Origin of the sequence: Azospirillum sp. Sh1 (assembly GCF_008365135.1) — a bacterium.
Lineage (GTDB): Bacteria > Pseudomonadota > Alphaproteobacteria > Azospirillales > Azospirillaceae > Azospirillum > Azospirillum oryzae.
Genome location: NZ_VTTK01000011.1, coordinates 154,565 through 174,782, shown reverse-complemented (window position 1 = coordinate 174,782; position 20,218 = coordinate 154,565). Strand labels below are relative to the sequence as shown.

Here is a 20,218-nt window from a genome sequence, read left to right as displayed (position 1 = left end):
GAGGGGAGCGGGGCGGCCCGGCAAAGGCGGCCCCGCCCCGGTCACGACGGGAAAGACCGGCCGGTCACTGCTTCAGCAGCGCGTCGACCTGCTTGTGCAGTTCGCCATAGCCGAGCTTTTCATAGACGGGCGCTGTGGCCTCGCGGAAGGGCGTGACATCGATGTCGACGACCTGCATGCCCTTCTCCGTCATCTGCTTTTCGAAATCCGCCAGCGACGCCTCGGTCGCCTTGGATGCACTGTCGCCGGCCTTCAGCGACTCCTCGCGCAGGAGCGTCTGCATGTCCTTCGGCAGGCTGTCGAACCAGGCGGCGCTGGTAACGATGCCGGTGATCAGGTTGATATGGCCGGTCTTGGTCAGGTACTTCGCCACCTCGTACAGGCGCGAGCCGTAGATGGCGGGGTCCTGCGCCTCGGCGCCGTCGATCACCTGCTGCTGCATGGCGGTGTAGACCTCCGACCAGGGCAGCGGCGTCGGGGTGGCGCCCATGGCGCGGATGGTCTCCATCCACACCGGCGCGCCCGGTGTGCGGACGCGGACACCGTTCAGGTCGGCCGGCACCTTCACCGGCTTGTTGGTCAGCATGTGGCGTTCGCCCTGCCACCAGTTGAAGGACAGCACCTGATGGCCGGATGCCTTGCGCAGCTTCTGCACCCACTCCTCGAACATCGGGGAGATTACGACCTTGCGGATGCCGCCATAGCCCTGGGCGACGTAGGGGGCGCCCAGCACGCCGAACTCCTTGACGAACACGGCGAGCCGGCCGCCGTCCACCACCACCGCGACGGGAGCGCCGGCGCGGGCCTGTTCCAGCAGATCCTCGTCCTTGCCCAGCTGCGAGGCGGGGAACAGGCGGACGGCCATCTTGCCGGCCGACCGCTTCTCCACATTGGCCTTGAACTCTTCCAGGCCCTTGTAGAGCGGATCCTGCTGCGACAGCGCCGTGTTGACGCTGAGCGTGTAGTCGGCCGCCGAGGCACCGAATGAAACCAGGGACACCACCGCGCCGAACAGCGCCGTACGCACGGCGTTCGCCATGACAGACATGCTTTTTTTCCTCCCAGCTATATGGACCGCCGGCGACGGTCGGCCGGCATTCGACTGGTGCGTGTTCGGCCCGCCGCCGGGACACCGGCGAACGCCCTGGGTCAAGGGGCGGTCCAGCAGGGATGGGGATGGCCGATGACCAGTTTGTTCATTCACTGGTATGGTAGTATGTATGGTTTCGGTTGGCAATAGCGTTTCGGGCGGAATGTTCGTATTCCACCAATGTTGCTGCCGAACTGTTTCCGTGTGAAATGGGCCGGCCCGCGGATCGCGGAAGCCGGCCCTGGCCGTATCGCTCGTCCGCCGCCTAGCGCAGGCGCGGGGTCATCCGGCTCATGGCGAAGCCCAGGCCGCCCGCCAGGAGAAATCCGGCCGCCACCGCGACGCCGCGAGCGGCGGCGCTTGGTGCCTCCAGCCGCAAGCTGTTGTGCGGCAGGCCGAAGCGCCCACGGGTGCGGTGCAGTCCCTCGACGGGATGGAACAGGTTGTCGGGCCGGCCGGGCGTCTCGCGCTCCTCCGTCATCTGGCCGTCCACCGCGTTGTTGGCGAGGTAGCGGTCGGCGAAGGCCGGCGCCAGGGAATTGCCCAGGATCGCCTGCATCGCCGACCAACCCAGCCAATACTCGCGGCGGGGATTTTCGGCGGCATGCAGGATGGCGCGGGCGATGTCCTCCGGCTGGAAGATGGTGCCCATCGGCCGTGCCCGGCGGGGCATGTGGCTGCGCGCCCAGTCGAACTGCGGTGTGTTGACCGCCGGCAGATGCACGGTGGTCAGCCTGACGCCGCTGTCCTCGTGGATCAGTTCGGAATGCAGGCTGTCGATGAAGCCGGTGATCGCATGCTTGGCCGCGCAATAGGCCGACTGCAGCGGAATCGACCGGTAGGCCAGCGCCGAGCCGACCTGCACGATCGTGCCGGCATTGCGCGGCCGCATCCGGCGCAACGCCGTCTGGATGCCGTAGGCGGAGCCGAGATAGGTCACCTCGGTCACCCGCTTCAGTTCCTTCGGCGTCACGGCATGGACCGGGCCGAAAACGGTCACCATCGCCACGTTGATCCAGGCGTCGATCGGTCCGAAAGCCTCCTCCACCCGGTCGGCGGCGGCATCCAGCGCGTCCGGATCGGCGACGTCCAGCGGCAGGACCAGCGCCCGGCCGCCCAGCCGTTCGACCTCCGCCTTCACCTCCGCCAGTGCATCGGCCGAGCGGGCGATCAGGCCGATGGATGCCTTGCGGTAGGCGGCGAAGGCCAGCGCGGTGGCGCGGCCTACCCCGGCGGATGCGCCGGTGATGCAGACGACAGGGGAATTGGGGAGGCCGTTGGTCGGGTACATGGCGAGGGTCCTGTTCTTATTGCGCCTCAGAAGCGGTCGGGGGTTGGCCGGGGGGTGGCCGGGGGGTTGGATGTCTGCCGCTCCATCCTGTCCAACTCGCGGCGCCGCCCCCGGTTCCGTCCCGTCCGCTCAGCGCCCGCTCTTCCACCCGGATGCGGTGCAGGGTCAGCGGAATGTTCAGCAGCGTGGCGGCGATGGCGATCCAGACCTCGCCGAAAACCAGCGGCAGAACCGCAAGCTCTCCCGCCACCACGAGGTAGTTGGGATGCCGGACCCAGCGGAAGGGGCCGCGGCGGACCAATGGTGCGTCGTCCAGCGTGATGATCCGCGTCGTCCAGAAACGGCCGAGCGTGGCGATCACCCAGACCCGCCCGGCCTGGAGCAGAAGGAACAGCGCCAGCAGCCAGCCGTGCACCGGCGCGTCTGCCGGAACCATGACGAACAACGCCAGCAGCCAGCCGGCATGCAGCGCGACGAACAGCGGGTAATGCGCCGCCCCGACCTCCCGCGCGCCGTCGGCCAGCAGGCGTGCGGTATTGTGGCGGGCGATCACCAGTTCCAGCAGCCGTTGCGCCGCCACCGCCAGCAGGATGATCTGCGGCCAGCCGATGGAGTCCATCGTCACAGATCCAGCAGGGTGAGACCGGCGGTGAAGCCGGGGCCGAGCGCCAGCATCAGGTGCGGTCCGGTCGCCCCGCTGCGCATCCGCCGGTCCAGAACGAACATCACGCTGGCGGCCGACATGTTGCCGCAGTCGCCCAGCACCGCCCAGGAATCGTCCATGCCGGCGATGGCGGGGTCAAGCACCTCGGTCAGCGCCTGCAGGACCTTGGCGCCGCCGGTGTGGCAGATCACCCCGGCCAGATCGGCGCGGGACATGCCGCGGCCGGTCAGGAAGCCGTCGATCACCGGGGGTAGCCTTTCGCGGATCAGGCGGGGAATGTCCTGACTGAAGACGACGCCGAAGCCCTCGTCCTCGATGCGCCAGCCCATGATCCGCCGCGTGCCGGGCCAGGTATGCTCGGCACTGTCGACGAAGCGCGGACCGGGGGTGTCGTCATCGGCCCCGGAGGTCCGCAGAAGGGCGGCGGCGGCACCGTCGGCAAACAGCGCGCTGGCGACGACATTGGTGGCGGTGGCCTCTTCCGGCCGGTGGGACAGGGTGCACAGCTCCACCACCAGGAACAGCACGGTTCGGCCGGGCATGGCACGCGCCATCATGCCGGCCCGCGCCAGCCCCAGCGCACCGCCGGCGCAGCCCAGCCCGAAGACCGGCAGCCGCACCGTGTCGGGCCGGAAGCCCATCCGGTCGAGCAGCAGCGCCTCCAGGCTGGGGGTGGCGATGCCGGTTGTGGTGGCGCAGACGATGGCGTCGACATCGGCGGGGCGCAGGCCGGCAGCGGACAGCGCCTTGGCCGCCGCCTCTTCCAGCAGGTTCAGCGCCACCCGTTCGAACATGGCGGCGCGTTCGGCCCAGCCATGCGGCTCCAGATACCAGTCCAGCGGGCAGGCGGCATGGCGGGTGCGGATGCCGGTGTTGGCGAAGACGGGGGCCAGCCTGTCGAAATCGCGCAGGCGATGGGCGAACACCGACCGGGCGACCGTCAGAGTCTCCGCCTGTTCGAAGCGATTGGGCGGTAACGCCGTGGCGACCGACAACAGCCGCGGATCGGGTGACATTCTGCCTCCTGCATGCTGCCGCCAATTAAAATGCCGTCAGGTAAAACCACGGGCGGGGCAGCGATCCCGCCATATCAGAGAACAGGAATATGGTGAGGCTATTGCGCCGTTGCCCGCCTGCTCAAAAGACTATCGACTTTCGGGCGCGCGAGCGCACTTTGACAAGAATGACGTCAGCCGACAGGCAACCCCTGGTAAAAGGCCGCCGGTAAAAGTCCGTCAGTGTGCCGTCGCCCGTTCGTCCGCGCCCGGCTTGTCATGGATCTCCATGCCGTCGAAAGCGGCGACGCTGGAGGGATCAGGCAGAAATCTGCGGGTTGTTCTTCAGGTCGGCGTCGGTGGGCTCGTCGGTCTTATCGTGCTTGCTTGCGCTCATGACGGCGTCTCCGTTTCGGTTCCGCATGTCCCCCAGTCAACCGGTGACTGTCGGGATCGTTGCGAGATCCCTTCTCCCCGCCTTTCGGCGAATCCATGTTTCGCCGAAAGACGGGGAGAAGGTTAGGATGAGGGTGTTCGGCGCAGCCGAAGGCCTATTGGGAAAGCCGATGACTGGTGTTGAGTGCCGGTTGCGCATTCGGGTGCGCGGACGGGTGCAGGGGGTGGGATTCCGCCCGCATGTCCATGCGCTCGCCCGGCGTTTCGGCCTGACCGGCTGGGTTCTGAACGACCAGCAGGGCGTACTGATCGAGGTGCAGGGCATCGCCGCCGCCGATCTGCTCGCCGCCCTGACGGCGGAGCCGCCACCGCTGGCCCGCATCGACGCCGTGGAGTACGAAGCCATCGCCCCGCTTCCCGGCGAGGACTCCTTCGCTATCCACCACAGCGAGTCGGCGGGCGCCGTCGCCACCGGCATCGGGCCGGACGCCGCGGTCTGTCCGTCCTGCTTGGTCGAGCTGTTCGACCCGTCCGACCGCCGCCATCGCTATGCCTTCCTGAATTGCACCCATTGCGGCCCGCGCTATACCATCACCCGGCGGCTTCCCTATGATCGGCCGCAGACGGCGATGGCCGGCTTCACGCTCTGCCCGGACTGCTTGGCGGAGTACCGGGATCCGGCCGACCGCCGCTTCCATGCCCAGCCGACCGCTTGCCCGATCTGCGGTCCCCAGCTGTCGCACCCACCGGAGGATATCCTGGCCGCCCTGCAGGCCGGCAGGATCGTTGCCATCAAGGGGCTGGGCGGTTTCCATCTTGCCTGCGACGCCACGCGGGCGGATGCGGTGGAGCGGCTGCGGCGGGTCAAGCAGCGCAACGGCAAGCCCTTTGCGCTGATTGTCGCCAATGCGGAGTCCGCCGCCCGCCATGTCCGGATGGATGCCGACGAACGCCAATTGCTGGAGGGCGTGGCGCGCGCCATCGTCCTGCTGCGGCGGCGGGAGGACGCACCGGAACTGGCACCCGACATCGCCCCGGATCTGGCGTGGCTGGGCGTGATGCTGCCCTACACGCCGCTGCATTACCTGCTGTTCCACGAGGCGGCCGGGCGACCGAACGGCACCGGCTGGCTGGGCGGGCCGCAGGACCTGACGCTGGTGATGACCTCCGCCAATCCCGGCGGCGAGCCGCTGGCCATCGGCAACGGCGAGGCGCGGGAGAGGCTGGACGGCATCGCCGATCTGATCGTCGATCACGACCGCGACATCGTCGTCCGCGCCGACGACAGCGTGGTGCGCAAGCTGGCCGGCGCGCCCGCCTTCCTGCGCCGGGGCCGCGGCCATGTGCCTGAGCCGATCCGGCTGGCCCGCCCCGTGCCGCCGATCCTGGCGGTCGGCGGGCACCTGAAGGCGACGGTCTGCGTCACCCGCGGCGACGAGGCCTTCCTGTCCCAGCACATCGGCGACCTCGACAATGCCGCGACGCTGGGCTTTCTGGCGGAGACGGTCGCCCATCTGCTGCACATCCTGGGCGTGGAGCCGGTGGCGGTCGCCCATGACAAGCACCCGGACTTCCAGTCCACCCGCTTCGCCGAGATGAGCGGCCTGCCCGCCATCGCGGTCCAGCACCACCATGCCCATGTCGCCGCCGTCATGGCCGAACACCGCATCGACGGGCCGGCGCTGGGCCTTGCGCTCGACGGTTTCGGGCTGGGGGAGGGCGGCGGGTCCTGGGGGGGCGAGATGCTGCTGGTCGACGGGCTGCGGGCCGAGCGGCTCGGCAGCCTCGCTCCGCTCGCCCAGCCCGGCGGCGACGTCGCCGCCCGCCAGCCCTGGCGGATGGCGGCATCCGCCCTGGTGCGGATGGGCCGCGCCGACGAGATCGTCCGCCGCTTCGCCGGCCACGGACCGGCCGAGGGCGTGCGGCGGATGATCGAGCGCGGCATCAACGCGCCGCTCACCAGTTCCTGCGGGCGCTGGTTCGACGCCGCCTGCGGGCTGCTGGGCGTCCGCGCCGTGGCGGGCTTCGAGGGAGAGGCGCCGATGGCGCTGGAATCGCTGGTGCGCCGGCCACGGGTGGCGGAGGGCGCCTGGCGGATCGAGAACGGCGAGCTTGACCTGACGCCCCTGCTGGAGCGCCTGCTGTTCGTTGCCGACGCGACGGAGGGGGCGGATCTGTTCCACGGCACTCTGGCCGCCGCGCTGGTGGATTGGACGCTGCCGGTACTGCGTTCCCACGGTTTCCGCCGGGTGGTGTTGTCCGGTGGCTGCCTGATGAACGCGGTGCTTGCGGAGGCGCTGGTCGCCGGATTCCGCGCGGCCGGGGTGGAGGCGCTGCTGCCGCGGCTGGCTCCCGCCAATGACGGCGGGCTCAGCCTCGGTCAGGCGTGGACGGCGTCCTTCGCCTTGTAGGGGAACAGCGGCATCTGGACCGGTGCCCGGACCGTCTTGCGCCGGGGCGGAATTTCGGCGATGCGGTTCACCTTGTCGAACGCGTACAGCCCGCGATACTTGCCGATATAGCCTTTGCGGCAGGCGCGGTGGAACCGCTGCGATGCGGTTTCCCAATCGTCGCCCGGTTGCAGCCAGCTGACATAGGTGGTGCCGGTGCGGGGATCGGTGCGCAGGAACCGGCCGCGCCCCTTCTCCCCCCGCACCCACTGGCCGGGGTTCAGCGTCAACGCCCCGCGGGCCAGCAGCATTTTCACCTGCGGGGTCAAGTCTATGGTCGGAAGATAAGGCATGACGTCCTCCTGGCGCACCCGCATTGGGTGGCGCCGATCTGGGAGACTCCGTTGTTTCGGAACCCCCTGGATATGGGAACGCATACGGAACAAATCAAGGTTTGCAAGGGGTACAGCGCAAGACTCTACCCACCGGTCAGCTTTGGGCGACGCTCAGCAAAGCGGTCCGCACGAGGTCTTCAACCGCGGCGCGATCGCGTCGTGTCGCCCAACAGTTGAGCGAGTTCTCACCGCCGGGAGCCACGAACCGCCCGATCTCTTCCACCCGAAAGGCCTCGTCGTCAACGGTGTAGAACCGGTAGCCGAGTGGTCGCAGAATCGCATCGATCTCGGCGGATGACTCCTCGTTCGGGCAGGCGATCAGCAGGTCGGGGCCGCTGCGCCCCAGAATTCCGGCCATGCTGGCGAGTGTCGGCGCCTCGGCACCCTTCAGGTCGATCCTCACGAGATCCACGGTCGTCTCGCCGAGCAGTGCCAGCAGTTCGACCCCGGTAACGCCCTGAACCACTTCGGTGGAGTTGCTTTCTCCTGAAGCGGCCCGGACGATGAGGGTTCCGGGGGTGAGGATATCGTGGGGGGCGTCCCGCGACACCATCGCCTCGCCCGGTTGGTCCAGGACCACGGCCTGCACCGCCAAAGCGCGGTCGTCGCAGCCGTTGGCGTCCAGGTTCTTCTTCAACCGCGCCAGATTTGCCGAGACCGGCTCCACCGCGACGATGCGCGCCTCCGGGTTGGCCCGCGCCGCCATCAGCGTGTAGATGCCGGTGTAGGCGCCGACATCGAAGATGACATGCCCTTGCGTGGCCAGAGCCTGCCAGAGCCGCAGGGACGCAGGCTGATAGCGACCACGCCAGCCCAGGCTCATGCAGACAAGGTCGTCGTTGTCGTCAAACAAAACGATCGGTTCGCCGATGGTCGGCTCGATTTCCAGGAATCCGTGATAGGGGAACTGTCGGCTGATGGAATAGTGGCTCCCGGGTTCTACTGCGCCGAAGCCACGCTGCCAGATGCGGGTGTCCGCCGTAGCCGCATTGCGGGCCTCGATCGCGGCAGAGCCGTCGCGATCGAGGCCGTTTGCCTGCCGCGCCTTCTCCAGAACCCGGCCGACCGACTCCCGCCAATCGGCGCCATTGCCGGAGCGCGGCCCGGAGGAATGCATTCCCCTGCGGTTCAGGAACAGCGGTGCGGTTATCTTCGCGCACCGGGCACTGTTCCAGACACGCAGGTAGTATTCGAAATCCTCCCCCACATCGAGCGATTCGTCGAACGGAGTTGCCAGAGCGACCGAGGTGCGGACGAAGTGTCCCATCTGCAAAGTGACGTAGGGGTCATGGAGCAGAAGATCGCTCACCGTTTCGATCCGCGGCAATTGCGGAAGACGAATCCGGCCGGAAACCGTCTCCTGGCCAAGCCCGCCATCCACGCTTTCCAGGATCAGACCCCACACGGCGTCGGCCCGGTCCATGTGCGGAGCCATCTGCTGGAACGCCTGCGGCATCATCAGGTCGTCCGCATCCAGGAAGAACAGCCAGTCGGCTCCACGGGCGGCCGCCTCGCGCACACCTTCATTGCGGGCGGCGGACCTGCCCTTGATGCCTGCGGTATCGTCGATCACGACGCAATCGAAGTCGGTGAAGGGGCCGGGATCGTGTTGCGCGGCGGCCATCACGGAATTGATCGCCTGCTGGTAATGTGCCTGATGTCCGGGACCGACCGGGATCACCACGGCGCATTTGGCGCTTTCCGCCAATTCGGGCGCACGCCGGAACAGGGCCGGGCCGATGCGGAAGAATCCGGCTGCGGCCAATTCCTGATGCAAGCGTTGTTCGGTGTATTTGTTGCAGTGCATGCCGCGCGTCTCGGGGAAGAGATCGGTGGCCGACGGCATGATGTATTCGAAATTCTGCGCGATATAATCCTCGTCCACCGCGTAAAATGGAGTGTTGACGATCAGGTAGCCGCCGGGACGCAACGCAGCAAAGAGGTGGGGAAGAAGGGACCGCACCTCCGATTTGGGAATATGCTCGATCACGTCCAGCATCAGGATCGCGTCGAAAGCGTTCCGGAAGCCTTTGGACGTGATGAACTGCAGGGCATCGTCGCAGTGGACCTGCCAGCGATCCGCGGGGATTTCCTTCAGCGTCTCCCCGGCCAGCGCATGGGCGGCTTCTGAGAAATCCACGCCGACATAACGGGCGGCCTTTCCGGTGGACAGCAGGTAACGGGCGCTTTCGGCACGCCCGTAGCCGATTTCCAGCACATGGGCATCGGTGAGCGGGAACTGATCGATCAACTTGCGGTGGATGGGGGAGATGCCGCCGACCTCCCATTCCTCCATCCCGATCGCGCCATAATGGAGCTTGTTTCCCTTGGCGTCGCGCCCGGTGAAATATTCACGGGTGTAGAGTTCTTTGGCGAAACCCATGTCCGGTCCCCGGCGGCGTGATCGATCGTCAATCGATACGCGCTGCCAGGGTATCAACGCAAGAGTGGCTCAATTTCTTTCGCCACGCGGCCGATCGGCGGCAACGCAACCTCATCCCGCGCGCGCGGTTTTCTTCACCGGCCGCTCATGCTCCTCATCGGCCGGGGCTTCCGCGTCCTTGAAGGTGCGGACGCCGCTGATCATGGTGGAGATGATCGACTGGCGGGACATGATGTCCTCGCGCACCGCGGCATAGACGTGGACGATCACGAACAGCAGGATCGCCCACATGCCCATATGGTGCCAGGTGTGGACGTCCATGCTCTGGCCGAACAGCGGAATGACCCAGCCGAACAGCCGGTCCTGCCAGCTGCCCTGGCCGGCACCCTCGCTGTAGAGCGCGAAGCCGGTGACGATCATGAAGACGCTGCCGACGGCGATCGCCCAGAACATGGCGAACTGCGCCAGCGGGTTGTGGCCGACATACAGCTTGGGCTTGCGCTCCAGGAACAGGTACCAACGGGCTTCCAGGAACAGCTCCCCCCACCAATGGCGGTCCCAGAAGGGGAAGCGGAACAGTTGCCGGGCATGGTGGTTGCCGGCGAAGGCCCAATAGAGCCGGCCGATGAAGCCGACGGCGAAGATGTAGGCCGCCGCGAAATGGACGAAGCGGATGTAGCCCATCAGGAAATTGGCGCTGGCCTCGCCCGGCATGGTCGGCAGCGGATTGGCGATCAGGTAGCCGGTGACCGACAACACCATGATCGCCAGCGCGTTGACCCAGTGCCAGACGCGCACCGGCACCTCGTACACATAGATCGCCTTCAGGAAGCGGCCGGCCGCCGGAGCGGCCGTCCCTTCCTCATCCGGTGTCGCGACCGGCTTCGCATCGTCGAGAGGAGCCATGACGTAATCCTCCTCGGTTGCCGGTCAGCGCACGGTGACGCGGGCCAGTTCGGCGCCGTCCGGCGCCATCACATGGGTGGAGCAGGCAAGGCACGGGTCGAAGCTGTGCAGGGTGCGCAGGATCTCCACCGGCTCGTCCGGGCGGGCCATCGGCGTGTTCAGCAGCGAGGCCTCGAAGGCGCCGATGTTGCCCTTGGGATCGCGCGGGCTGCCGTTCCAGGTCGTCGGCACGACGCACTGGTAGTTGTCGATCTTGCCGTCCTTGATCTTGATCCAGTGGCCGAGCCCGCCGCGCGGGGCGGCGACGGTGCCGACGCCCTTGGCCTCCTTCGGCCAGGTCTTCGGGTCCCACTTCTCCACATTGGCGGTGGCGGTGTCGCCGGCCTTGATGTTGGCGATCAGGGCGTTCCAGTCGTCCATCATCATGGTGCAGCAGTATTGGCATTCCAGCGCGCGGGCCAGCGTGCGGCCGATGGTGGTCGGCAGCGCCTGCTGCGGCGTGAAGCTGGTGCCGGCCAGCTTGTTGAAGGCGCCGAGAGATTCGGTGATCTGGTCCTTCACATAGCCGACGCCCTGGGCATAGGCCAGGATGTAGCGGGGCAGGGGACCGACCTCCACCGCATGGCCGCGCCAGCGCGGCGCCTTGATCCAGGAGTACTTGGCGGCCTCGTCAAGCTCCTTGATGTCGGTGCGGGTGCCCTTGGTGTTGGCGCCCAGTTCGAACTTGGCCTGGGTCACGCCGTCCCACGGGTGCAGGCCCTTGCTCTCGTCCTCGTAATGGTACCAGCTGTGTGCGACGAACTCCTGCACCTGCGCCGGATCGCGCGGGTCGATGGGGTGGACCTCGTTCCAGTTGCCGTTCAGGATGACGCCGCCCGGCAGCTGGCAGGTCGAATGGTCGTACGGCACCTTCTCGTAATCGCCGTAGTCCATGACGTTGGTCGCCGACAGCCCGCCGCCATAGAGCCAGTCCTTGTAGAAGCTGGCGATGGCGAGCACGTCCGGCAGATAGACGTTCTCGACGAAGGCAGTGGCTTCCTGGATGCGGGCGCGGATGAAGTTCAGCCGCTCCATGTTCAGCGGCGCGCCCGACGACCCGGTGCCCTCCATGTTGATGGCGCAGGGAACGCCGCCGACCATGTAGTTCGGGTGCGGGTTCTTGCCGCCCAGGATGGTGTGGATCTTGACGATGTCCTTCTGGAGATCCAGCGCCTCCAGGTAATGGGTCACCGCCATCAGGTCGGCTTCCGGCGACAGCTTGTAGGCCGGGTTGTCCCAGTAGCCGTTCTTGAAGATGCCGAGTTGGCCGCTCTCCACGAACTTCTTCAGGCGGGTCTGGACATCGCGGAAATAGCCGGGGCTGGACTTAGCATGGCGCGGCGACACCGCCTGCTGGAGAGCCGAGGTCGCCTGCGGATCGGCCTTCAGCGCGTTGACCGGATTGACCCAGTCCAGCGCGTGCAGGTGATAGAAATGGACGATGTGGTCATGGACCTGCAGCGTCTTCGCCATGATCTCGCGGATCAAATGGGCGTTCTTCGGGATGCGGATCTGCAGCGCATCCTCCACCGCGCGGACCGAGGTCAGCGCGTGGCAGCCGGTGCAGACACCGCAGATGCGCTCGACGAAGGCCCAGGCGTCGCGCGGGTCACGGCCCTTCAGGATGACTTCGAGGCCACGCCACATCGTGCCGGTCGACACCGCGTTGCGGATGATGTTGTCGCTGTCGACGTTCACCTCGCAGCGCATGTGGCCTTCGATGCGGGTGACCGGATCGACGACGATGCGCTTGCCGCCATTGTCGAGCGAGAACCCGTTCGGGGTCTGGACGATGCCCATGGTCAGACGTCTCCCTTGTGCTGTGCGCGCTTCAGGGCGCTGACGGCCGCGTGGGCGGCGATGATGCTGCCGACGCCGACGGCGGCGGTGGTGCCGATCTCGTCGGCGTTGGCCTCGATCCCGAACTGGAGGATGTCGGACTGGCGGGCGTACCAGGACCCCTTGTCCCAGAAGCCGTCCTCCGAGCAGCCGATGCAACCGTGGCCGGACTGGATGGGGAAGCTGGTGCCCTCGTTCCAGCGGACGGTGGAGCAGGCGTTGTAGGTGGTCGGACCCTTGCAGCCGACCTTGTAGAGGCAATAGCCCTTGCGCGCGCCCTCGTCGTCGAAGGATTCGACGAACTGGCCGGCGTCGAAATGCGGCCGGCGATAGCATTTGTCGTGGATGCGCTGGCTGTAGAACATCTTCGGCCGGCCCTGGCGGTCCAGTTCCGGAATGCGGTCGAAGGTCAGCATGTAGGTGATGACGCCGGTCATCACCTCGGCGATCGGCGGGCAGCCGGGGACCTTGATGATCGGCTTGTCGGTGATGACCTCATGCACCGGGGTGGCGCGGGTCGGGTTCGGACGCGCCGCCTGGACGCAGCCGAAGGAGGCGCAGGAGCCCCAGGAGATGATCGCCTTGGCATCCTTGGCGACCTTGCGCAGCTGGTCGGTGAAGGGCTTGCCGCCGATGATGCAGGACATGCCGTCCTGGTTTAGCGGCGGATTGCCCTCAACCGCCAGGATGTAGTTGCCCTTGTACTTCTCCATCACCTCGTCGAGGATCGCCTCGGCATGGTGGCCGGCCGACGCCATCAGCGTGTCGTCGTAGTCCAGCGAGATCATCGACAGCACCACGTCCTTCACCAGCGGGTGCGCCGAGCGGATGAAGGATTCGGAGCAGCAGGTGCATTCCAGCCCGTGCAGCCACAGCACCGGCGTGCGCGGCTTGGTTTCCATGGCGTGGACGATCTGCGGCACCAGTTCCGGCCCGAGGCCGAGCGCCGCTGCGGTCAGCGAGCAGTATTTCAGGAACGAACGGCGTGTGATCCCCTGCCGCCGCATCACCTCGTAGAAGGTTTCCAGCGTTGCCATCGGTTTGTTTTCTCCCGTCGGGCGGCACCGGCGTGCGAGGATCCGGTGCGCTTCTCCGCGGGCCATAGGCAACAATCGTGCCGTAGTACGAACATTGGGCAAACCAACGGTCACAAAGGGGCCGGGGCCTCGACCGCTGGCAACTCCCCGGCCGAAACGACGGCCGGGGTGGAAGGTGAGTTGCCGGTGGGGTCAGGCCGTCCGGCCGTCCTCTTCCGGCCGGCCGATCAGGCGGTGGATCGCGTAGCCAATCGCCACGCCGGCCGCATGCAGCCCGGCGGTGCTGGCGAGGAAGCCGGCGGCATAGCCCAGCGCCGCGGCATCGGCCGGCATCTCCGCCCCATGGGCGAAGCCGTGGAACAGGCCGAAGAAGGCGGCGAAGACCACACCGACCAGGCCGTTGCGTGACATCGGCATCATGCAAAGCAGGGCCAGCACCACGGTGGAGGCATAGATCGTCGGCTCGACCAGCGGCAGCTCGCCACCGGTCAGCGCGAACAGCCCGCCGGCCAGCATGGCGGCCAGGAACGCTCCCGGCACCGCCAGCACGGCACGCCCGCCGATGGTGGCGCCATAGACGCCGACGGTGACCATGGCGATCAGGTGGTCGAGCCCGCCCAGCGGATGTGCGGCGCCGTCGAGGAAGCCGGCCCCGGCGAGATGGCCGGGATGGGCAAGGGCAGGGGTGGCGGCAAGCGCGATGGCCGCAGAGACGGCGGCAAGGCGAGTGATCTTCGACATATCGAACGGCTCCTCGGGGTTCTTGTGGTTTTAGTGAATGGGAATACGCGGCATCAATGCCGCTGCGCCGGGCCGCGCTCGATGCCGTAGCGCTCCAGCTTGGCGCGCAGGCCCATGCGCGACAGGCCAAGCTCGTCGGCGGCCTTGCTCTTGTTCCAACGGCAGCGGACCAGTGTTTCCATCAGGATGCCGGCCTCCACCCGCTCGATCCGCGACTTCAGCGGCCCGCCCTGGCCGATCAGGTCGAGCGGCGGCAGCGGACCGTCCTCCGGCGAGGCCGGGCGGGCGTTCAGCGCCGCACCGCGCAGCACGTGGTCGGACAGCAGGTCGGCCCCAAGCGTGTCGCCCTCGCACAGCACAAGCATGCGCATGATCTCGTTCTGCAACTCCCGCACATTGCCGGGCCAGCCATAGCCCTCCAGGCAGGACAGCGTGTCGGGGGTGAAGCCGGCGACAGGCTTGCCATGGGCGGCGGACAGCCGGTCCAGGATGTGGCGGGCGAGCACCGGGATATCGTCCGGCCGGTCGCGCAAGGGCGGCATGGTCAGCGTCATGGTGCTGAGCCGGTAATAGAGATCCTCGCGGAAGCGGCCGGCCTTCACCTCGGCGGTCAGGTCGCGGTGGGTGGCGGCGACGACGCGGACATCGACCCGCCGCGTCTCGTTGGACCCGACCGGCCGGATCTCGCCCTCCTGCAGGAACCGCAGCAGCCGGACCTGGAAGGCCGGGCTGATGTCGCCGATCTCGTCGAGGAAGATGGTGCCGCCGTCCGCCTGTTCCAGCAGGCCGACACGGTTGGTGTGGGCACCGGTGAAGGCGCCCTTTTTGTGGCCGAACAGTTCGCTTTCCAGCAGTTCGTCCGGGATGGCGCCGCAATTCTCGCAGTAGAAGGGCTGGTCGGACCGCGGGCTGCCGTAATGGATGGCGCGGGCCAGCAGCTCCTTGCCGGTGCCGGTCTCGCCCAGCACCAGGACGGGCACGTTGAATCCGGCCACCCGCTCCGCCTGCCGGCAGACCTCCTCGACCGGGCTGCTCTCGGCACGGATCAGGCCGTCGAAGCGGTAGGACTGGCGCACCCGGTCCCGCTTGGTCGCCACCCGGGTTTCGGCCAGCGGCGGCAGCAGCTTCAACTCGCTGGTCAGCCGGTCATGCTCGCGCTGGAGCTGGTACAGTTTCGCGGCGTTGCGGGCGGTCAGCAGCAGATGGTCGGGGTGCCAGGGCTTGGTGATGAACTGGTGGATGCCGGCGGTGTTGATGGCGCCGATGATGTCCTCGGGGTCGATGTAGCCGGTGATGACGATGCGCACCACGTCGGGCCAACGTTCGCGTACCTGGGTCAGGAATTCCACGCCGCTGACCTCCGGCATCCGCTGGTCGGAGAAGACCACCTGGATCCATTCGGTTTCCAGCAGGCGCAGGGCGTCTTCCGCCGACAGGGCGGTGAAGACCTCGAACTCCTCGTCCAGCAGGCGGGCGATGACCTCGACGGAGCGCGGCTCGTCATCCACCACCAGGATGCCGGGGCGGGCGGGATCGGTCATCGCGCCGGGTCCTTTCTCATTCGACCTCGCCTCATTCGACCTCGAGATCCTTGATCGTCATCTCGGTACCGCCATTCGGATGCAGCCGGCTGCCGCCGCAGTGTGGACAGGGTGACAGCCGGTCGTCCAGATCCACCGTGTCGTTGCAGTCGAAACACCAGCCGCGGCCCGGCACCTCCAGCACCTCCAGTTCCGCCCCGTCGGCCAGGGACCCGCGCGTCACCACGTCGAAGCCGAAGCGCAGCGCCTCCACCTCCACCCCGGCGAAGCGGCCGATCTCCAGCCGGACCCTGGTCACGCGGCTGAAGCCGTTCGCCCGCCCGGCCTCCTCCATCGCCTGGAGCAGGCTTTCGCAGAGCGCCATTTCATGCATCAGCAGCCTCTGCGGACCCCATGCCGAGCAGCGCCCGGCGCGACGGACGCGCCGGGTCGGCCTGAACCGGTGCGGGATCGGGCGGTGGGGTGAGTTCCTCCTCGCGCCGGCGCCGGATCTCGGCGGTCTGGGCGCCGTCTTCGCGGATGGAGGGATCGAAGAGGGAGACCAGAGCCGCCGAGGCCGTTTCGGTCGCCTGGAGCATGGAGGCGAATTCGAACATCGGCGAGAACAGCGAGCAGGCCTTGTAGGCGCCCACGCCCTTGCGGTTGGCATGGACGAATTCGTATCGGCCGGACGGGAACTCGATCAGCTCCTTCGCGCCCGGCACCAGTTCCGACCACTCGTCGCCTTCACCGGGCAGCAGGACGAGGTTCAGGAACCAGGGCGTCACCAGCGCGCCGAGCCAGCGCTCGCCACGGCGGTGGAAGCCCACGGCCTTCACCGCCAGTGCATCGTTGACGATTGGCAGGCCGCGCATCTGCGCGGTGTGGACCTCGCGGAACGCCGCTTCCAGTCGGGCGATGGTTTCGGTCGGCAGGGCAGGGCCGGCATCCGCCAACGGGACCGCAGCCGTCGCCGCCGCTTCGGTTGTCACAAACTCGCTGTCCAGCGTCATGAACTGGTCACGGGCACCGTCACAGACCGGGCAGCGCCAATGGTCGGGCAGGGCGGCAAAGCCCGTGCCGGGGGGCACCTGCCAGTGCTCGCAGCCCTGTGCCGGGTCGTAGACATGCCAGCAGATCTTGCATTCCATCCGCGTGGCGGCGCCGATGCGCGTGGCGTCGCCGAGATAGGAGCCCTCGAAGCGGGAGGCGGCGGCGCTCATCGCGCCCGCTCCAGGTCGGTCGCCAGCGCATCGAGGATTTCGGCCAGCCGTTCGGCGCTGTCGGCGATGTCCTCCGCCGCGGCGCAGACCACCGCCGGCACGTCGACGATTTCCACCGTATCGAGGATCAGCGTGTCGACCGAGTTGTAATAGCGCACCCACCAGACATTCGGCGTCGCGGTTGCGGTGACGCGGCAATTGCCGTAGCCGCGCGACAGGATGGTGGTGGCGCCCACACCCAGCCGCTGCTCGACGAAGGCCAGATCCTCGGGCGTGTGGGGAAGCAGGCTGAAATTGACCGCGTGGGGGCCGTCGCCGCGGCGCCAGGCGGCACTGCGGTCCAGCAGTTCGGTCAGGATCGGCTGGCCGTTCATCAGTCCGGCCGGCGCCGGCCCGTTGACCACGGGTGCCACGGCGGTGAAGGCGCGGTTCAGCGCCACCCGCGGGAAGGCGCCAATCAGCAGGCTTTCGCGCACGGCCCCGTCACCGAAGCCACGCACGCGCCAGACGCCGGCAAGGGAAGCCTCCTGAATCTCCAGCCGATCGCCGGCCCGCTGCACCATGACCGCGACTTCGCCCTCGCCCAGCGCCTCGTCGACCAGGGCCAGCACCGGGGCGTCGAGGTCATCGACCGGAATGCGGATTTCCTCGCCGGCGGTCCAGTTGACCAGCCCTTCGTGGATGCGGGTCAGCACGGCGCGGGCGGCGGCGGCGCGGGCGGGATCGGCGACCTCCGGCAGATGCGGTTCATAGACGCGCATGCCCGACGGCATCGGCAGATATTCCAGACCTTCCTCGGTCGCGTCGGGCTGGCTGCCGGGGCCGAAGCCGACCGGCGGATGGGTCATGCCGAACAGGGAACTCATGCCGCACCGCCTTCCGAAGCGCCTTCCAGAATCTCGCCGATCCGCTGGAGATAATCGTCCCAGTCGCGAACGCGCGGGATGCTGCCCAGCAGCCGGTCGCCGCGCAGGAAGACCAGCGCCGGCAGGCTCATCATGCCGGTCAGGGCCAGGAGCGCACGCTCCGCCGCTTCGCCGGCCACCGCCGGGGTCAGGCGCGGGTGCAGGGCACGGACCAGTTCCGGCAGGATGACGGCAACGTCGGCGGTCTCCGCATTGCCCTTGCCATGGCCGGGGAGGAAGACCACCCATTCCTTGACCGGCCAATCCTTGCCCAAATCGTCCAGCCAGGGCCGGTCGTCGGCATGGTCGAGACGCAGATAGCCATGGACATCGGTCAGCAGATCGACCAGCGGCGGCAGGGGCAGCCGCGGCTTGGCGAGCGGCGGGGCAAGGTTGGTCATCGGCGTCAGGCCTCCGTCAGGCCGGCCGCGCGGGCCGCCTCCAGGTGGGGGGGAAGGGTCGGTTCGCGGTCGGTCAGGTCGGCGAAGGCGCTGTCGAGCCGTTCCCCGTCCAGCGCCGCGGCCATCGCCACCAGCGCGTCGAGGATCCGGGCTGCCTCCTCCGGTTCCAGCAGGCGGCGCGCCGCACCCAGGAAACCGAGCACCCAGTCGCCGGGACCGGCTTCGGGGACCAGCGACAGGTCGATGACCGACCCGTCCTCCGTCCGGCCAGCGACGCCGTCGACATGGGTCAGGCGCAGGGGAATGCCGATGCACATGGCCGGGCGCTCCGCTCAGGTCTCAGGGGCGGACAGCGCCGCCAGAATGCGGGCGTCGCCGATGCGGCAGGCATCCTCGGCGCTCGGCCGCCCACCCTCGTAGGCGTCGCGGGCGATGGCCGGGGCGGCGATGTCGGCGGCGGCCTCAAAGGGCGTGCCTTCCACGCCGAACTCGTCGCGCAGAAGAGTCAGGATGACGTCGATGGTGGGGGCGACCTGCGCGGCGACGGTGTCGGTCAAGCCGCCGCCGTAATCCTCCAGGCATTCCGGCTGGACACCGACGAGGATCAGTTTTTGCGGGCAGCGGCCGAGGAACATGGCGCTCGCCAGCACCTCCTGAAAGCCGGTCTGGTGCAGGCTCATCTTCTTGGCGCCGAGGAAGGCCGGCACGTCGTCGCCATGGAACACCCGGCGGGTGCCGGGCGGCAGGCCATAGTCGATGGCGTCGACCACGATCAACGCATCGGCGGCTTCCAGATGCGGCAGCAGGTAAAGGCCCTGGGTCCCGCCATCCATCAGGGTGACGTTGTCGGGAAAACGCCAATCGGCCGCCAAGCGCTCCACCGTGCGGACACCGAATCCCTCGTCGGCCCACAGGATGTTGCCGATGCCCAACACCAGGATATGGCCATCGCCAGACATTATCCGGTCGCTCCCCAAAGGCCTCATTTTCGTCGCGGATTGCCGCTTATCCATGCGTACTACAATTTTCGTGCCAATCGGGGAAAGCCTCCGAACCCCTTGCAGAGGGCCAGTTGGATCACGCCGGCTGTTTGGCAGAACAGCGATTGTGGATATAAACATTACAGATGGAACCTGAGCTGGCTACTAACTTGCCAGTCTGGATGGTTTGCTGCCGCTTCGTGAAAAGTCCGTCGAATGGAGGTCGGGGAAGATCATTCCGTGTCCAAATTCTGTGCACGCACGAGTTGTGCAGCTGTTGACCGAAGCTGCTTGCCGGCATATCATTTTCCATCTATGGACTGATCGGTGCGTGGTGGCCATGCCTGTCGGTATGTCGAAGGATCAGGTGAAACAGCTTCAGGCGAAGCTGAACGGTACATTGCGGCCCTCACCCAACCTGAAGGTGGACGGCCTATTCGGACCACGTACACGCACAGCCCTGGAAACATTGCAGAGGATGCAATCGAGGGCGCTCGGCAACAGTCCGGGCGAGCTGATCGCAGCCGGCGCACCGTCCGCCTCTCAACAGACCTACGACCATGGAGCGGAGGCTCCGGCATGGATGGCCATAGCAGAGAGCGAACTTGGTCAGCATGAAATTGCCGGCAACCGGCACAATCCCCGCATTCTGGCCTACCATGCGACGACCTCGCTGGCTGCCACGAGCGACGAGGTCGCCTGGTGCTCATCCTTCGTGAATTGGGTCATGCGCCAGGCCGGCCATGTCGGAACCAACAGTGCCGCTGCGGCAAGTTGGATAAACTGGGGAAAACCGACCGATCCACGTTATGGTGCCATAACCGTCATCAAGAAGAACAGCGCCGGGCATGACGCCAAAACCGGATCGACCAGCGGATTCCATGTTGGTTTCTTCTTGCGCTCCGACGGTACTCACTTTGAACTGCTCGGCGGCAATCAAAGCGACTCGGTCAAGGTCTCCCGCTTCTCCCATGGCGGATACACGATCCGGGCCTATCGCTGGCCGTAATCTCCCGCTCGGAG

The 20,218-nt window shown here is 67.2% G+C and carries 19 protein-coding genes; 2 read left to right on the top strand and 17 right to left on the bottom strand.

The features are described 5' to 3' along the window. Positions 1 to 64: 64 nt before the first annotated feature. From FZ029_RS13990 to FZ029_RS13975, 4 genes are all read right to left on the bottom strand, one after another. Positions 65 to 1,048 (bottom strand): C4-dicarboxylate TRAP transporter substrate-binding protein, encoded by a 984-nt coding sequence (locus tag FZ029_RS13990; protein ID WP_149269772.1) that lies wholly within the window; start codon positions 1,046 to 1,048, stop codon positions 65 to 67. Positions 1,049 to 1,355: 307 nt separating this feature from the next. After that, complete coding sequence (locus FZ029_RS13985; RefSeq protein ID WP_149269771.1) at positions 1,356 to 2,381, bottom strand: SDR family oxidoreductase; 1,026 nt, start codon at positions 2,379 to 2,381, stop codon at positions 1,356 to 1,358. A gap of 16 nt (positions 2,382 to 2,397) precedes the next feature. Beyond that, entirely contained in the window at positions 2,398 to 3,000 is a 603-nt protein-coding gene (locus FZ029_RS13980; RefSeq protein WP_149269770.1) for an isoprenylcysteine carboxylmethyltransferase family protein, read from the bottom strand. A 2-nt stretch (positions 3,001 to 3,002) separates the two neighbouring features. Beyond that, positions 3,003 to 4,061 (bottom strand): 3-oxoacyl-[acyl-carrier-protein] synthase III C-terminal domain-containing protein, encoded by a 1,059-nt coding sequence (locus FZ029_RS13975; protein ID WP_149269769.1) that lies wholly within the window; start codon positions 4,059 to 4,061, stop codon positions 3,003 to 3,005. A 545-nt stretch (positions 4,062 to 4,606) separates the two neighbouring features. Here FZ029_RS13975 and hypF point away from each other — a divergent pair. Further along, on the top strand, positions 4,607 to 6,847 hold the full coding sequence (gene hypF, locus FZ029_RS13970; RefSeq protein ID WP_149269768.1) for a carbamoyltransferase HypF: 2,241 nt from the start codon (positions 4,607 to 4,609) through the stop codon (positions 6,845 to 6,847). Here hypF and FZ029_RS13965 read toward each other — a convergent pair. From FZ029_RS13965 to FZ029_RS13905, 13 genes are all read right to left on the bottom strand, one after another. Then, positions 6,817 to 7,179, bottom strand: a complete 363-nt coding sequence (locus FZ029_RS13965) for a hypothetical protein (protein WP_149269767.1) — start codon at positions 7,177 to 7,179, stop codon at positions 6,817 to 6,819. The two genes, hypF and FZ029_RS13965, sit on opposite strands and share 31 nt — an antisense overlap. Before the next feature lie 136 nt (positions 7,180 to 7,315). Continuing rightward, positions 7,316 to 9,604 (bottom strand): FkbM family methyltransferase, encoded by a 2,289-nt coding sequence (locus FZ029_RS13960; protein ID WP_149269766.1) that lies wholly within the window; start codon positions 9,602 to 9,604, stop codon positions 7,316 to 7,318. 111 nt (positions 9,605 to 9,715) lie between these two features. Continuing rightward, positions 9,716 to 10,510 (bottom strand): Ni/Fe-hydrogenase, b-type cytochrome subunit, encoded by a 795-nt coding sequence (gene cybH / locus FZ029_RS13955; protein WP_149269765.1) that lies wholly within the window; start codon positions 10,508 to 10,510, stop codon positions 9,716 to 9,718. A 24-nt stretch (positions 10,511 to 10,534) separates the two neighbouring features. Beyond that, positions 10,535 to 12,349: a nickel-dependent hydrogenase large subunit gene (locus tag FZ029_RS13950; RefSeq protein WP_149269764.1), complete on the bottom strand. Its 1,815-nt coding sequence runs from the start codon at positions 12,347 to 12,349 to the stop codon at positions 10,535 to 10,537. 2 nt (positions 12,350 to 12,351) lie between these two features. Continuing rightward, the gene (locus tag FZ029_RS13945) at positions 12,352 to 13,425 is read right to left on the bottom strand and encodes a hydrogenase small subunit (protein ID WP_188051935.1); all 1,074 of its coding nucleotides are present in this window, start codon (positions 13,423 to 13,425) and stop codon (positions 12,352 to 12,354) included. A 192-nt stretch (positions 13,426 to 13,617) separates the two neighbouring features. Beyond that, positions 13,618 to 14,166 (bottom strand): HupE/UreJ family protein, encoded by a 549-nt coding sequence (locus FZ029_RS13940; RefSeq protein ID WP_149269763.1) that lies wholly within the window; start codon positions 14,164 to 14,166, stop codon positions 13,618 to 13,620. A 53-nt stretch (positions 14,167 to 14,219) separates the two neighbouring features. Continuing rightward, on the bottom strand, positions 14,220 to 15,707 hold the full coding sequence (locus FZ029_RS13935) for a sigma-54 dependent transcriptional regulator (RefSeq protein WP_149269762.1): 1,488 nt from the start codon (positions 15,705 to 15,707) through the stop codon (positions 14,220 to 14,222). 31 nt (positions 15,708 to 15,738) lie between these two features. After that, the gene (gene hypA / locus FZ029_RS13930; protein WP_149269761.1) at positions 15,739 to 16,080 is read right to left on the bottom strand and encodes a hydrogenase maturation nickel metallochaperone HypA; all 342 of its coding nucleotides are present in this window, start codon (positions 16,078 to 16,080) and stop codon (positions 15,739 to 15,741) included. Continuing rightward, complete coding sequence (gene hybE / locus FZ029_RS13925) at positions 16,073 to 16,909, bottom strand: [NiFe]-hydrogenase assembly chaperone HybE (protein WP_149269760.1); 837 nt, start codon at positions 16,907 to 16,909, stop codon at positions 16,073 to 16,075. Before hybE ends, hypA begins: the two co-directional genes overlap by 8 nt. Then, on the bottom strand, positions 16,906 to 17,775 hold the full coding sequence (locus tag FZ029_RS13920) for a hydrogenase expression/formation protein (protein ID WP_149269759.1): 870 nt from the start codon (positions 17,773 to 17,775) through the stop codon (positions 16,906 to 16,908). The genes hybE and FZ029_RS13920 overlap by 4 nt, the downstream gene beginning before the upstream one ends. Beyond that, positions 17,772 to 18,215: a hydrogenase gene (locus FZ029_RS13915; RefSeq protein ID WP_149269758.1), complete on the bottom strand. Its 444-nt coding sequence runs from the start codon at positions 18,213 to 18,215 to the stop codon at positions 17,772 to 17,774. The genes FZ029_RS13920 and FZ029_RS13915 overlap by 4 nt, the downstream gene beginning before the upstream one ends. A 5-nt stretch (positions 18,216 to 18,220) precedes the next feature. Beyond that, complete coding sequence (locus tag FZ029_RS13910) at positions 18,221 to 18,532, bottom strand: HypC/HybG/HupF family hydrogenase formation chaperone (protein WP_149269757.1); 312 nt, start codon at positions 18,530 to 18,532, stop codon at positions 18,221 to 18,223. Between the two features lie 15 nt (positions 18,533 to 18,547). Next, positions 18,548 to 19,174 carry a HyaD/HybD family hydrogenase maturation endopeptidase gene (locus tag FZ029_RS13905; protein ID WP_149269756.1) on the bottom strand — a complete coding sequence of 209 codons (627 nt, stop codon included), beginning with the start codon at positions 19,172 to 19,174 and terminating at the stop codon, positions 18,548 to 18,550. A gap of 298 nt (positions 19,175 to 19,472) precedes the next feature. On the opposite strand from FZ029_RS13905, the gene FZ029_RS13900 reads away from it, so the two are divergent. Then, complete coding sequence (locus FZ029_RS13900) at positions 19,473 to 20,204, top strand: TIGR02594 family protein (protein WP_149269755.1); 732 nt, start codon at positions 19,473 to 19,475, stop codon at positions 20,202 to 20,204. Positions 20,205 to 20,218: the final 14 nt, after the last annotated feature.